Here is a 13,846-nt window from a genome sequence, read left to right on the forward strand (position 1 = left end):
GGACTACGGGCAGCATCCTGCCCGGACGGAGGGGGCGGCGCGAGCCGATCGGCGGGTCTTTCGGACGGCTCCGGCACGGCTCAGCCCTCCAGCGCCATGCGGACGCCCAGGAGCAGCAGCACCCCTCCGGACACCTGTTCCAGGCGCCGGCGCACACCCGCGCGGGACAGCACGGACTTCAGCCGGCCGACGAACCAGACGTACAGGCCGTAGTAGCCGACTTCGTAGACCGCCCAGAGCGCGGCCAGGCCGACCATGGCCGGCAGGTGCGGGGCGCCCTCCGGCACGAACTGCGGCAGGAAGGACATGGCGAAGACGGCGGCCTTGGGGTTGGCGAGGTTGAGGAGCAGTCCGCCGCGGTAGGAGGCCCAGCCGCTCTTGTGGGTGGCCTCCCATGCGCCCTCCTCGGCGCCCTTGGCGCGGCGCGCCTGCCGCAGGGCCTGGATGCCGAAGCCGACGAGCACGACCGCGCCCACGATGCGGATCACGTCGTACGCCACCTCGGAGGCCGTCAGCAGCGCGGTCAGGCCGAATGCCGCGACGAGGCCCCAGACGAAGACACCGGTCTCGTTGCCCAGCACGGTCAGGAAGCCGGACCGTCTGCTGTGCAGGGACTGCTTGATGATCAGCACGGTGCTCGGGCCGGGCGAGGCGGCGACGAGGGTGCAGGCACCCAGGAAGGCGAAGAGCGTGGTCGGCATGGGGTCATCGTGGCCCGGTCCGCGGAAGGTGACCAGTGGTTTTCGCGGACGCCCTCAGGGCTGCGGGGCGCTTCAGGTGACGACGCCGGGGACCACCGTCAGCCGCTGGTGGCCGCCGCCGCGGTGGCGCACCGTCAGGGTGACCTCGTCGCCCGGACGGGATCCGGCCACGGCTCGCGCGAGGTCGGCGGCCGAGTCGATGCGGGTCCGGCCGAACGCGAGGAGCACGTCGCCCCGGACCAGCCCGGCCGTGTACCCCGGGCCCGGGACGTGGACGCCGACGACCCGGGCACCCGACTCCTCGGCGTCCACGGCCTCCACCCCGAGGGTCGCGACGAGGGCGGGCGACGGGGAGGGGGCCGAGGTCGGGGACTCCGGGAGTGTCGACTTCGCGGGGCCGCCGGGGGCGCCCTGTCCGGCCTGCCGCTGCATCTCGGCGAGTCTGCTCATGCCGATCACCGTGGCGCCCAGTGTGCCGAGTCCGACCCCGGTCAGAACCAGGACCAGCGCGGCCAGCAGGGCGCACAGCAGGGTCGCCAGCCGCCGGCCGCGCCGCCGGGGCGCGGCGTGCGGACGCCGTGCGCCGGGGCCGGACGTGGCCTCGTCACCTGGCCCCTGACCAGGCATGGGCTTGGGTCGCAACGCGGTCTGTTCCATCGGATCGCCTCCGGCTGGTGACTACCCTGCGCACCGGCGCACAACGAGCCACGAACGAGTGAGACTGACCGGCGGTCAGGAGCGGGAAGCCATCGCCGTCACGGCGAGAACACCACGTCGCAGAGGATTCCCGGCCCGCCTCACGCCCGCCCGGCCAGCGCCCCCGCGACGACCGCCGCCGCTCCCCCGGGCGCCCCCGCGTACACCAGTTCGGTGCGGTGCACGACACGCGGTTCCGTGACCGGTACCGCGACCGTGCCGGGCACTCCGGTGGCCGCCGAGTGCGGCAGCAGGGTCAGGCCGTGGCCGGCGGCCGCGAGGGCGGTGAGGGTGCGGACGTCGGTGCCGTCGTAGCGCAGGGCGGCGCGGAAGCCGTGGCCGCCGTTCGCGGCGCGGAGGTGGGCGAGCGGCAGCCCTGTGTCGGGGGCGTCGAGCCACCGGGCGTCGGCCAGATCACCGAGGCGCAGACCGGAGCGCCGGGCGAGCGGATGGGTGGCGGGCAGGAGTACGCGGACCGGCTCCTCCGCCACGCCATGGGTGGTCAGCGGTGCCACGTCGGGCAGACGCAGGGGGTCACTGGGGGCGGCCAGTCCGTCGACGAGGCCGAGGTCCGCGGTGCCGGCGGCGACGGCCGCGGGGACCTCGGCGCGGGGAAGCACGCGCAGCGTCACCCCGGATGCCGGGAGCGCGGCGAGGACTTGGGGGCCGAGCGCGGTCGGCGCGGTCGCGAGCGTCAGTCCGTGGCCGGGCGCGGCCGCCATCCGGACGACGTCCGCGCGGGCCGCCTCCAGACGCAGCAGCAACGGACCCGCGTGTTCCAGGAGCCGCTCACCGGCCGCCGTGGGCGCCACGGGGCGGCGGGTGAGCAGGGGCGCGCCGAGGTCCTGTTCGAGCGCGGCGATGTGCTGGGACACCGCCGACTGGGTGTAGCCCAGTTCGCGCGCTGCCTCGGAGAAGGAGGCGAGACGGGCGACGGTGACATAGGTGCGCAGCAGATGCGGGTCCATGGGCTGCAGCATCCCGCACCGCATCAGCCGTGCTTATCGAGCGTGCAGAAATCATCGTTGGACGTGAACTCGAAGCCGCGCCCAGGATGAGCCCATGACCAACACCGCCGCTCGGACGGCCAAGCTCGCCCTGGTCGGGGACCGCTCCCCCAACGTCGCTTCGCACACGCGCGTGCCGCTTCTGCTGGAGGCCCTAGCCGAACGCGACCGGCTCGTCCTCGACGCCTACTGGATCCCCTCGCAGGACGCGGAGGCCGACGACGCGGTGCGCGGCTTCGACGCCGTGTGGGTGCTGCCGGGCAGCCCGTACCGCAGCGAGGCGGGTGTGCTGTCGGCCATCCGCGTCGCGCGCGAGAACGGGATCCCGTTCCTCGGCACCTGCGGCGGCTTCCAGCACGCACTCCTCGAGTACGCGCGCCATGTGTGCGGGCTGACCGAGGTCGCCCACGCCGAGAACGACCCCGGCGCCGACGACTTCCTCATCGAACCCCTCGCCTGCTCACTGGTCGGTCACGAGGCGGTCGTCCGGATCGAGCCCGGTTCGCTCGCCCAGGCCGCGATCGGCTCGGAGCGGACCGTCGAGCGGTACTTCTGTGCCTACGGACCCTCGCGTCACCTCGACATCCTGCGTGCCCGCGGACTGCGCTTCACCGGGCACGACGAGGACGCTCACGTGCGGATCGCCGAACTGCCCGGCCATCCCTTCTTCCTGGCCTCGCTCTTCCAGCCCGAGCTGTCCGGCGACGGCTCACGCCCGCACCCCCTCGTGCGGGCGCTGGCGAGAGCCGCGGTGGAGCACGCGACGCGGAAGGCCGACGCACGCGCGTGACGCGCGCAAGCCGCCACGCGCGCGTACCTCAGCCGGTGTGTCCCTCCCCATGGCCGCCGTGCCCACCGCCGTGGTCGAACTTCAGGGCCTCCGCGGGCATGACGACGAAGGGCCGCATCATGCCCATGTCCTCGTGCTCGAGAAGGTGGCAGTGGTACATGAACCGTCCGTACGCGCCGTCGAACTTGCCCATCACGCGCAGCAGCTGGTTCCCCGGGACCCGGAAGACGTCCTTGTAGCCACGCTCGTTGGGAGCGAGCGGGATCGTGCTGCCGGCGTTGTGGCGGATCGGGCTGCGGGTGCCGCCGACCGCCGGGTCGAAGCCGGAGACGTCGTAGGCGTCCCGGCCGAGCAACTGGAAGTCGGCCAGGTGGATGTGCATGGGGTGCACGATCGGCGCGAGGTTGAGGAAGCTCCACTGCTCGTGGCTGCCCTCGGCGATGGTGAAGCCCAGGCCGTCGTTGAACGTGCGGGCCGTGCGCCGGTAGGTCTTGGTCTTCCCGTCCGGACCGGTGACCTGGATGACGCCCTCGGTGGGGACCTGGATGTCACCCGCGTCCTCGACCTCCGTCATCTCCCAGATCTCCGGGTGACCACCGCCGCCCTTGGTGGCGGGCGGGGTGAGGACGATCAGCCGGTGGCCGTGCTCGATGTCGTGCGTGAGCCGGCGGAAGGAGCCGGAGAGCACCTCGGGCAGTTCGAAGGTGTCCGTCTCGCAGCTCTCCCGGATCCGGAACTCCATGACCGCCGGATAGCGCACGTCACCCGCCGGGTCGGACACCCCGGGCGGCTGGTTGCGGCCCTTGTTGACCAGGCGCAGTCGCCTGCCCCCGAGACCGCGGAAGTCCACGAGCAGATCGAAACGCTCGGCCGGCGCCGCGGTCAGCGTGGGCAGCGCGCCGTCGAAGTCGACCGGGACCGGCCGCGGCAGCAGCCCGCCGTCACTGCCGATCTGGTGGACGACGCCCGGGACCGGGTTGTCGTCCTCGTCGACCAGGACGAGGTCGTAGATGCGCGCGTTGGACGCGTTGACCAGCCGGAAGCGGTACCAGGCGTCGTCCACGTCGGCGTAGGGCCAGATACGGCCGTTGACCGTGGTGTACGGGCCGGTGAACGGGATGGAGACCGGCTTGCCCGTCTCCGGGTTCTTCTCCTGGACGATCACCGTCTTGTGCAGCAGCCGGCCGTTGAGCCTGCCGTCCTCGTCGGTGTCGAGGTTGCGGTCGGCGAGCAGCAGCGGGATCTCCCGCTCCCCGCAGGGCAGATGAAGGGCGTCCTCCTCGTCGTCATGGACGAGGTAGGTGCCGTACAGGCCCGTCATCACATTCCACCGGGTGATGTTCATCGCGTGGTCGTGGTACCACCACTGCACCGCCTGGTGGTCGTTCGGGTACTCGGAGAGCTGGGCGTCGCCGAAGCCGACCGCGTTGTCCGCCCAGCCGTCGTTGCCGCCGCCCGTCTGGGCGCCGTGCAGATGGGTCACCGACCAGGCGGGCAGGGCGGCGACGTCCTTGTCGGGCTCGACGCCCTCGCGGCCGGGCTCGGTGGTGGACTGCGGGCGGCCGTCGGTACGCAGCGGCACCTCCACCGAGGTCACCGGGTACTCGCTGTCCTTGGGAATGCGGTTGGTCCAGGCGATGCGCACGCGCTGTCCGCGCCGCACCTCGATGGTCGGGCCCGGTACCTGGCCGTCGTACCCCCACATCAGGGTCGGCGGCAGTTGCGGGTGCAGGCGCACCCAGGTCGGGCGTAAGGCGATCTCGGTCTCGCGCAGGACGTCGTCGGAGGCCGGGCGCAGGACGGGAGGGACGGGCAGCGGGGCCGCGTAGGGCGTGAGTTCGCCGGCGTCGAGGCGCTGTTCCCCCGTCTCGGTCTTCCTGTCGCTGTCCGTGAGCCTCTCGATGATGTCGGTCAAGGTCGAACACCCCCGTGTTCTCGTTGTCTGTCTGTTCCCCTCACCCCAGAAGACTCTCTGCACACCGGCGAAGTTCCCTGAATATCCCGTTCCGCACGGAAAGTTTCGGAAACGGCATCCGGAGGCGGGAAGTCCGTTGTCAGTGGTGGCTGTTACGTTCTGTGACATGACCGATCAAGCGCTGCGGGCGCTCCGAGAGAACCGCCGCCTGGCCGAACTGGCGGCCTTCGCCTTCGACTTCGACATCGACCGCGCGGCCCACGGCCATGTGGAGGAGGTCCGCCTCGCCTCGGGCGGCCCGCTCGGCATAGTGGCGGGGGACGCCACCGGGGGTACGTACTTCGTGTGCGCGGACGGCTCCATGCTGTACGCCGACTCGGAGGGCTCGGCCGGGATCATCGGCTCCAGCGTCGACGAGGCGCTCGAGATCAGGATCGGTCTGGCGGAAGCCGAGGACGACGAGGAGGAGCCCGAGCAGCAGGAAGAACTCGAGCAGGCGCGGGGCGAACTGCGCGCCGCGCTCGGCTTTCCGGACCGCTCTCGGGCGGAGCTCGAAGCCATGCTCCGAGCCGCGCTGCTGCGCACCGAGCCCGACTTCGTCCTGCTGAACGACGGGGAGCACAACGCCTATCAGCTGCTCGACACCTATCCGCGCCCGCCCCTGTGGGAGCCGGTGCTCGCGAGCGGTCGCGCCGACCTCGCCCTGCTGCGGGCAGGCGACCGCACGGCGTGGGAGGAGGTCGCCGAGGACGCCGTACGGCGTCGGCTCACGCTGCGGGCCGCGCAGTTCGACCGCTCCGAGGGCGATCTGGAGCTGTTGCGGCATCTGCTGCGGCACGAGACGCGGTCCTCGATGACGGACGAACTGCGGCTGGCCGCCGTGCTGGTGGGGTCGCGCGGGGACACGGCGGACCTGCCGCTGCTGCACGAGGTGCGGGAGACGGACTTCGACACCGCGTGCGGCCTCGGCGGCATACCGGAGCCCGGGGCGAGCGCGCAGGAGTTGCGGGAGTGGGCGCGAGAGCTCGACGACTCGCTGTTCGGCACGGACCCCTCGGACGAGCCCGTGAGCACCTGGACCGACCTGGCCCGCGACCAGGGCATGACCGAGCTCGCCCGGGTGACGCTGATCCGCGAACTCGACGAGATCGTCATGGACCAGAGCAGACTCCGCCGCCCCGACGCACCGCGCACGCTGACCACGGCCCCCTTGCGCGCCTTGGCCCGTGACTTCGAGGAACTGGGCGACCTGCCCCAGGCGCTGCGCGCCCAGCGGCTGTACGCCGCGCTTCAGGAGACGGCATGGGACCGGGTCTCGGCACGGCACACCCAGGCCCGGCTCGAACGGGAAGCGGGTCGGCTGTCCGACGCCGCAAGGGCTCTGGCCGCCGTGCGGGACGCCCTGGCCCCCGGTGACAACTCGCTGCACCACTGGCAGCAGGTGAACCTGGGGCGTTTCATCGCCGAGGAGCACTATCTGCTCACCGGCGCCCTGGCCGACGCGGACCGGCCGAAGGAAGCGTCCGCACTCCTCGCGTCCGCCGACGCGATACTCGGCGAACTCTCGGAGAACGCCGCGAGAGGCGTCCGGGAGCTCGCCGAGGAGACCGCGGCGCGGGTGCGGAAGGTCAGCTGAGAACGGGCACGGCGGGCCCGCGGTCCGGCAGGAAGCCGTGGGCGCGGCGGGCCAGGTACCCGGCCTTGTAGCGGTCCACCCTCTGGTGCCAGTTCAGGATGCCCGCAAGCCAGTTCTGCAGGTCGAGCACATAGTTCCGCATGACTTCCCTGCCCTCTTCCGAGAGGTCGAAGTCCTCGTACACGACGGGCAGTTCATGAGCGGCGACGTGCTCGAACTGCTGCATGCGCTGGGTCATCAGGTCGTGGACGACATTGAGCGCGGTGGGGTAGTCGATGCCGAAGAAGTTCTGGACGACGAGGATCGCGTTGTGGATCTCGCCCTCGTACTCGATCTCCTTCTGGTACGAGAAGACGTCGTTGACCAGGCAGGCGTAGTCGATGGCGGCGTTCTCCAGCGAGCGGACGGGCCCGCTGCGGTATACCTCCGGCGGTACGGCGGGGCCGTGGCCCATGCGGCACAGGCCGAGGGTGAGGTCGGAGCCGAAGGTGGCGCGACGCATCTCCAGGTAGTCGACCGGGTCGGGGATGCGGTTCTGAAGCTGGTTGGACAGCTCCCACACCCAGCTCTCGGTCATGACGTCGACCGAGTCCCTCAGCGTGCGGCGCTCGTCGGGCGTCATCTCCGCCGTCGTGCGCGCCCACAGATCGATCAGGCCGCGTTCCATACCGTTCACGGGGACCAGCGCCGGCCCGCCGTCGACGGGCATGCAGTCCGACAGGCGAAGGGTGGTGAGCCGGGCGGCCGCCAGGTCGCGGCGCTGTCCGAAGACGAGGGGGTAGTAGTCGTCGCCGTAGGTGCCCCAGGCGAGCCACTGGGCGCTGAGGTCGAGGGCCTCGGGTGTGGCGTCGGGGTCCAGGCCCGCCGAACACAGCGGGAGGTCGTAGGCGGCGAGCTTGTCCTCGTCCCAGACGCCCTCCTGAAGCATGCCCATGCGGTGCATCCACTCGGTCAGGCGCCCGCGGGTGGCGGCCAGGTGCGGGCTGAGCTCGACCGCGAAGGGCATGTGGAAGTCGGGCAGCAGGGACGGGCCGACCTTCTGGTACGGCACATGCGTGTAGGCACGCCGGCGCTCGGCGCCGGCCGCCGCGAGCAGCGCGCCGATGTCGGCGGCGGAGGTGCCGCGACCGGTCAGGCCGTCCCAGGGCGTGGTGCGTTCGGCGCGCGCGTTCATGTACCGGCTGGAGCGCATGTGCCATTCGTGGCCGCCGGACTGCCAGTCCTGCAGTCCCTGGGTGTACGCGGCGACCGCGGCGACCTCGTCGGGCGTGAGCCCGTTCTCCAGTGCCACGGCGGGCACTTCGGTGAGGGCGGTGTGCTCGAACTGGTGGAGCCGGGAGGTGAGGACGTCGTTGACGGTGTCGGCGGCTTCCTGGGTGGTGCAGCCGAAGAAGGTCTCCAGCACCAGGACGCCGTTGCTGAGTTCGCCCTCGTCCTCGACCTCGCGTTGATAGGAGAACAGGTCGTTGCGCAGGTGCACCGCGTCGGAGAAAGTCTCCATCAGCACCCTGAGCGGCCTCGACTCGGCGACGGACGCGGGGACTTCGGCCCTCGCGTACTCCACCAGGCCCGACGACCAGGGCGCGCCGCCGACCTTGCGGCGCATCTCGATGTACTCGACGGGGTTGGCGACGCGGCCCTCGTTGATGTTGGAGAGCTCCCAGAGGGACTCGTTGAGGAGGTGCTCGGTCGCCACGGAGAAGCGTCGGCGCCAGTCGGCGGACATCTTGGGCACCGTGCGCGTCCACAGGTCGGCGAGGCCCGCCTCGACCGGGTTCTGCGGCTCGGGCATCGGCGTCGAGAGGTCCATCGGCATGAACAGGGGCAGCCGGTCCAGGTAGGCCTTGCCACCGGCGCGGTCCTGGGTGCGCTTGAAGATCTCCAGGAAGTGGTCGTCGAAGAAGAAGACCCACACGTACCAGTCGGTGATCAGGGACAGCGCGGGGCCGTCGCACTCGGGGTGGGTGTAGGCGCAGAGCAGGCCGTAGTCGTGCGCGTCGAGGTCGGCCTGCTCCCAGATCCCGGATCCCTCAAGCATGCCCATCTCGCGTGCCCACTCGGTCGAGTGGGCACGCGCCTCGTCGACATGTGGGTTCAGCCGCGCGGGATACGGCATGTAGAAGTGCGGGAGTTCGAAGGGCTGCTGCGTCATGGCCGGGCCCTACCCCCGGCCTTCAACGGGCATCCGCCGCGCGGGACATGATCACACCATCGCGTGAATCAGGGGTGAATCCGGGAGTTCTCGCCGGGCCTTGTGGCGTTCATCTCTACGCGCGCAGACTTTTCCAGCTCCATGTCTCTGCCCGTGTCCCCTCCCGCACCGGAGTCGCGATGAACCACACCGGATCCCTCTCCCGCCGCACCGCGCTGGTCTCCCTCGCGGGAGCTGCGCTGGCCACGACCGCGGCGCTCCCGGCCTCGGCGACCGAGCGGCACGGCCGCCGGTCCGTGCGGTTCGCCACCTTCAACGCCTCCCTGAACCGCTCCACGCAGGGCGCGCTGATCACCGATCTGTCCACGCCGGACAACGCCCAGGCGCGCAATGTCGCCGAGACCATCCAGCGGGTCGACCCGGACGTCCTGCTCATCAACGAGTTCGACTACGACGACCAGGGCAGAGCGGCCCGTCTGTTCCTGCGCAACTACCTGGCCGTGGGACAGCGCGGCGCCGAGCCGGTCCGCTTCCCGTACCACTTCACCGGTCCGGTGAACACGGGCGTCGCCACCGGTGTGGACCTCGACGGCAAGAACGGCGCGGTCACGACGCCCGGTTCGGACGCGTACGGCCAGGACGCGTACGGATACGGCTGGTTCCCGGGGCAGTACGGCATGCTCGTCCTGTCGAAGTTCCCGATCGACACGCGCGCGGTGCGCACCTTCCAGCGCTTTCTGTGGAAGGACATGCCGGGCCACTTCATGCCGCCGGGTTACTACAGCGACGAGGCGAGCGCGATCCTGCGGCTGTCGTCGAAGAGTCACTGGGACGTGCCGGTGTGCATCGGGCACGACACCGTGCACTTCCTGGTCTCGCACCCGACGCCGCCCACCTTCGACGGCACCGAGGACCGCAACGGGCGGCGCAATCACGACGAGATCCGGCTGTGGGCCGACTACGTCGGTGGGCGTCGGCGCAGTTCCTATCTGTACGACGACAAGGGGCGGCGGGGAGGGTTGCGGGCCGGGGCCCGGTTCGTGATCGCGGGGGACAACAATGCCGACCCGTACGACGGGGACAGCTACGACCACGCCATCCTGCAGCTGCTCGACCACCCGGCGGTGAGGCTGCCGGCCGCTCCTCCGGCCAGTGCGGGGGGTGTGGAGGCGGCGCGGCTCCAGGGTGGCGCCAATGCCTCGCATCTCGGGGACCCGGCGTACGACACGTCCGACTTCGGGGACAGCGCGCCCGGGAATCTGCGGGTCGACTATGTACTGCCGTCCAAGGGGCTGACACCGGGTGGGAACGGTGTCTTCTGGCCGACGTCGAACGATCCGCTGTACCGGCTGGTGGGTGACGGGACGACCGTGCCGACGTCGGATCACCGGATGGTGTGGCAGGACGTGCGGGTGGGCTGAACCGGCCGTGGCCACACCCTCCTGGTAACCCGCGCTACCGCTTGCGCACCGCCCGCCCCACCTGCGACCTCAGCGCCACGAACTCCGCCAGACCCCGGGTGGTGATCTGGTCGCGGGTGCCCGGGAGTTCGACCGGGAGGTCCAGGACGACCTCGGCGCCGGGGCCCGGGGAGAGGACTACGACGCGGTCGCCCAGGTACACGCTCTCGTCGATGTCGTGGGTGACGAAGACGATCGTCGTGCCGTCCGTGTTGTGGACCTCCAGGAGGAGGTCCTCCAGGTCCTCGCGGGTCTGGGCGTCCAGGGAGCCGAAGGGTTCGTCCATGAGGAGCAGGGAGGGGCGGCAGACCAGGGCGCGGGCGATCGCCACGCGTTGCTGCATGCCGCCCGAGAGCTGCCAGGGGTGGCGGCGGGCCGTGTCGGTGAGGCCGACCCGGTGCAGGATGCGGTCGGCCTCGGCCCGGCGTTCCGCTCTCGGCAGTCCCCTGCGGCGCAGCGGAAGGGCCACGTTCTCGCGGACCGTGAGCCAGGGGTACAGGGAGCGGGCGTAGTCCTGGAAGACCACGGCCAGGTGGTCGGGGACACCCCGTACCGGCGTGCCGTCCAGGGTGATCGTGCCGTCGTGGACCGGCAGCAGTCCCGCGATGGTGCGCAGCAGGGTGGACTTGCCGCAGCCGGATGGACCCACGACGCACAGGAGTTGGCCGTCCGGGACGGTGAGGGTGATGTCGTGCAGGACCTGGTGGTCGCCGTAGTGCCGGCCGACCGCGTCTAGGCGGAGCATGGCTGTCCCTGGGCGGAGGTGATGGGGTCTGTAGGGGTCATACGGTCGTCGTCCTCCCTCGGCCGACGAGCCGCTTCTCGGCGGCCAGCAGGGCGGTGTTGAGGACGAAGCCGAGGGCGCCGAGCAGGACCAGTGGATGACGCGGACGGTCAGCACACGCGCCGGACGATTCCGTCTGTCCGTCTTCACCGACATACGTCACCTTGGTCACATGACTTCCTCCATCCACCCGCACCGGCTCGACGTCGACGGCAAGAGCGAGCAGGCGTGACCGGGCGCCCGGGGACCCACGCCGCTCCCCCCGTCCCCGACGTGTTCGACCCCCGGCAGTACGCCGCGGGCGTGCCCTACAGCGCCTACCGCGTCCTGCGCGACCACCACCCCGTCGTCCGGCAGGACGAGCACGAGGTGCTGGACTGGCCGGCCGGGCCCGGATTCTGGGCGGTGACCCGGCACGCGGACGTCGTGCGGGTGCTCAAGGACTCGGCGACCTACTCCTCGTACATCGGCGCGACCCAGATCCGCGATCCCGATCCGGAGGACCTGCCGTTCATCCGGCGCATGATGCTCAATCAGGATCCCCCGGGGCACGGTCGGTTGCGGCGGCTGGTCAGCAGGGCCTTCACGCCCGGCCGGGTCGACCGTTTCGCCAGGGTGGCGGAGGAGCGAGCCCGTACGCTGCTCGCCCGCGCCCGGGACACGGCCCGCGCGGCGGACGGCACCGTGGATCTGGTCACGGCCGTGACCGACGACTACGCCCTGCTCAACCTCGCCGACCTGCTCGGTGTGCCGGAGGCGGACCGCAAGCTGCTGCTGCACTGGACGCAGCGGGTCATCGGCTACCAGGACCCGGACGAGGCAGGTCCCCAGGTGCGGGACGCCCAGGGCAGGCCGGTCAATCCGCGGTCGCCCGCGATGCTGCGGGACATGTTCGACTACGCCCGCCAACTCGCCGCACACAAAAGGCGGTTCCCCCAGGACGACGTGATGACCACGCTCGCCCATGACGCCGAACTCGCCGGTCCCGAGCTGGAGATGTTCTTCTTCCTGCTCACCGTCGCGGGCAACGACACCGTCCGCAGCGCCGCGCCGGGCGGACTCCTCGCCCTCGCCGAGCACCCGGAGGAGTACGCGCGCCTCCGCGAAGGCCGGGTGCAACTCTCCTGCGCCGTGGACGAGTTGCTGCGCTGGCACCCGCCGGTCCTCACCTTCCGCCGGACCGCGGCCGAAGACACCGAGCTGGCCGGGCGGCGCCTCCACGCCGGCGACAAGGTGGTCGTCTTCCACGCCTCGGCCAACCGCGACGAACGGGTCTTCGCCGACCCGGACCGCCTGGACCTGTCCCGTGCGCCCAACCCGCATGTGTCCTTCGGGGACGGCCCGCACGTCTGCCTGGGCGCGCACTTCGCGCGGCTCCAGCTGCGGGTGCTCTACCGGGAGACCCTGCGCGCGCTGCCCGCACTGCATCCGGCAAGGCCGCCGAAGCGGCTGGTGTCGAACTTCATCAACGGGCTCAAGTCGCTGCCGATGCGCCTCCCTTGAGCGGGACGAGCCGTCAGGTCCGCACCTGGATCAGCGCATGCGTCCCGCCCGTCCGCCACTTCTGGCCCTCCGCCGCCACCAGCGCCTCCTCCGTACGGGCGTCCAAGCCGGTGATCACATCGGACTTCAGGGTGCGCAGCGCGGCGACCGGGCCGGGGAAGTAGGCGGTGACGTCGGTGAACGGTGTGGTCGGCGGCCAGAGCCGGTCGCCCACGAGGCGCCGGTAGTTCAGGTCGCCCTTGACGACGGTGAGGGTGGCGGCGGCCAGCTCCTCGCGGAGGTCGGCGGGCATCGCCGCATAGGGCAGGGGCCCGCCGGAGAAGGGATGGGCACGGACGGTGAGGCGGCCGTCCGACATCGCCGACCAGAGAGTACGGCCGTATGCCGTGGCCGCGCCCGGTGCCGAGGTCAGCCGGCGCAGGGCGTCGAGCACATCGGCGTGCGTGGCGTCGGAGACGTAGTACGGATACGGCTTGACGTGCAGGACGGCCCGTCCGATCCGCCCCTGGGTGAGGAGGTGGGCGATGAGGAGCAGGTCGGGGACGAGTTCACGGCCGGCGTTGTCGGCGATGAGGCACAGGGTGGCCGAGCCGGTGGGCGGGAGCAGGGACCAGAGGGTCTCACTGTCGTCGGCGACCAGCGGCGGGGTGTCCGTGGCGGTCTCGTCGTGCTCGGCCGACAGCCGGAAGCCGAGGTCGGCGCGGTTGCCCCACAGGGAGCCGTGCAGCAGCGCCCGGTCCTGTTCGTCGGCCGCCCGGTGCGCGAGGTCGTCGAGGGCGGACAGCTCCTCGTCGGTCTCCGGCGCGTCGAGTTCGGCCAGCTTGGACGGGCGGAAGGGGTCGATGCCCTGCCAGGGGCCGGGGGTGAAGTAGCCGACGGCTTGGAGCAGTTGGCGGTAGAAATAGCTCTCCGACCACAGCCACGGTACGTCGAACCAGGATCTGCCGGTGTACGCCTCGGCGCCCCACTCCGTCCAGCGGTGCGCGTCGTGCGCGTCGGCGGGGAGCGGCTCGATCACGCCCTCGGCGCAGCTCGCGAGGAGTGCGTCCAGGGCGCGCTGCCGCTCCGGGTCGTACGGGAAGGACTCCCGCACCTGTCGGATGATCGCGGGATGCCGTTCGGCGAGCACGCTGTGCGGGAACGAGCCGGGTTCGTTCCCGAGCAGCACGGGCGCGGGCGGGATGTCGGACCTCTCGGGCATG

The 13,846-nt window shown here is 71.3% G+C and carries 12 protein-coding genes; 4 read left to right on the forward strand and 8 right to left on the reverse strand.

Going from position 1 to position 13,846, the window contains the following annotated elements; genetic code table 11:
• Positions 1 to 80: 80 nt before the first annotated feature.
• The 3 genes from ACFQ6S_RS14760 to ACFQ6S_RS14770 all read right to left on the reverse strand — a co-directional run bounded on the left by ACFQ6S_RS14760 (position 81) and on the right by ACFQ6S_RS14770 (position 2,365).
• A complete protein-coding gene (locus ACFQ6S_RS14760) occupies positions 81 to 701 on the reverse strand; it encodes a LysE family translocator (protein ID WP_383408236.1) in 621 nt (206 codons plus the stop codon).
• A 72-nt stretch (positions 702 to 773) separates the two neighbouring features.
• Positions 774 to 1,358: a PDZ domain-containing protein gene (locus ACFQ6S_RS14765; protein ID WP_383408239.1), complete on the reverse strand. Its 585-nt coding sequence runs from the start codon at positions 1,356 to 1,358 to the stop codon at positions 774 to 776.
• A 140-nt stretch (positions 1,359 to 1,498) separates the two neighbouring features.
• Entirely contained in the window at positions 1,499 to 2,365 is an 867-nt protein-coding gene (locus ACFQ6S_RS14770; RefSeq protein WP_383408242.1) for a LysR family transcriptional regulator, read from the reverse strand.
• A 94-nt stretch (positions 2,366 to 2,459) separates the two neighbouring features.
• On the opposite strand from ACFQ6S_RS14770, the gene ACFQ6S_RS14775 reads away from it, so the two are divergent.
• On the forward strand, positions 2,460 to 3,194 hold the full coding sequence (locus ACFQ6S_RS14775; RefSeq protein WP_383408245.1) for a hypothetical protein: 735 nt from the start codon (positions 2,460 to 2,462) through the stop codon (positions 3,192 to 3,194).
• A 28-nt stretch (positions 3,195 to 3,222) separates the two neighbouring features.
• Here the strand turns inward: ACFQ6S_RS14775 and phsA are convergent, their stop codons facing one another.
• Entirely contained in the window at positions 3,223 to 5,109 is a 1,887-nt protein-coding gene (gene phsA, locus ACFQ6S_RS14780) for an O-aminophenol oxidase PhsA (protein WP_383408248.1), read from the reverse strand.
• Between the two features lie 166 nt (positions 5,110 to 5,275).
• Here phsA and ACFQ6S_RS14785 point away from each other — a divergent pair, with 166 nt between their 5' ends.
• On the forward strand, positions 5,276 to 6,745 hold the full coding sequence (locus ACFQ6S_RS14785) for a hypothetical protein (RefSeq protein ID WP_383408251.1): 1,470 nt from the start codon (positions 5,276 to 5,278) through the stop codon (positions 6,743 to 6,745).
• Here ACFQ6S_RS14785 and cyc2 read toward each other — a convergent pair.
• A complete protein-coding gene (gene cyc2 / locus ACFQ6S_RS14790) occupies positions 6,738 to 8,897 on the reverse strand; it encodes a germacradienol/geosmin synthase Cyc2 (protein WP_383408253.1) in 2,160 nt (719 codons plus the stop codon). The two genes, ACFQ6S_RS14785 and cyc2, sit on opposite strands and share 8 nt — an antisense overlap.
• Before the next feature lie 179 nt (positions 8,898 to 9,076).
• On the opposite strand from cyc2, the gene ACFQ6S_RS14795 reads away from it, so the two are divergent.
• Positions 9,077 to 10,318: an endonuclease/exonuclease/phosphatase family protein gene (locus tag ACFQ6S_RS14795; RefSeq protein ID WP_383408256.1), complete on the forward strand. Its 1,242-nt coding sequence runs from the start codon at positions 9,077 to 9,079 to the stop codon at positions 10,316 to 10,318.
• Between the two features lie 34 nt (positions 10,319 to 10,352).
• On the opposite strand, the gene ACFQ6S_RS14800 is transcribed toward ACFQ6S_RS14795, so the two are convergent.
• Positions 10,353 to 11,102 carry an ABC transporter ATP-binding protein gene (locus ACFQ6S_RS14800; RefSeq protein WP_383408259.1) on the reverse strand — a complete coding sequence of 250 codons (750 nt, stop codon included), beginning with the start codon at positions 11,100 to 11,102 and terminating at the stop codon, positions 10,353 to 10,355.
• Positions 11,103 to 11,139: 37 nt separating this feature from the next.
• Positions 11,140 to 11,313: a hypothetical protein gene (locus tag ACFQ6S_RS14805; RefSeq protein ID WP_383408262.1), complete on the reverse strand. Its 174-nt coding sequence runs from the start codon at positions 11,311 to 11,313 to the stop codon at positions 11,140 to 11,142.
• Between the two features lie 56 nt (positions 11,314 to 11,369).
• Here ACFQ6S_RS14805 and ACFQ6S_RS14810 point away from each other — a divergent pair, with 56 nt between their 5' ends.
• Positions 11,370 to 12,644 carry a cytochrome P450 gene (locus ACFQ6S_RS14810; protein ID WP_383408265.1) on the forward strand — a complete coding sequence of 425 codons (1,275 nt, stop codon included), beginning with the start codon at positions 11,370 to 11,372 and terminating at the stop codon, positions 12,642 to 12,644.
• Positions 12,645 to 12,657: 13 nt separating this feature from the next.
• Here ACFQ6S_RS14810 and ACFQ6S_RS14815 read toward each other — a convergent pair whose 3' ends face one another.
• Positions 12,658 to 13,845 carry a damage-control phosphatase ARMT1 family protein gene (locus ACFQ6S_RS14815; protein ID WP_383408268.1) on the reverse strand — a complete coding sequence of 396 codons (1,188 nt, stop codon included), beginning with the start codon at positions 13,843 to 13,845 and terminating at the stop codon, positions 12,658 to 12,660.
• Position 13,846: the final 1 nt, after the last annotated feature.

The sequence above is a fragment of the Streptomyces sp. NPDC056479 genome, from assembly GCF_042795335.1.
Lineage (GTDB): Bacteria > Actinomycetota > Actinomycetes > Streptomycetales > Streptomycetaceae > Streptomyces.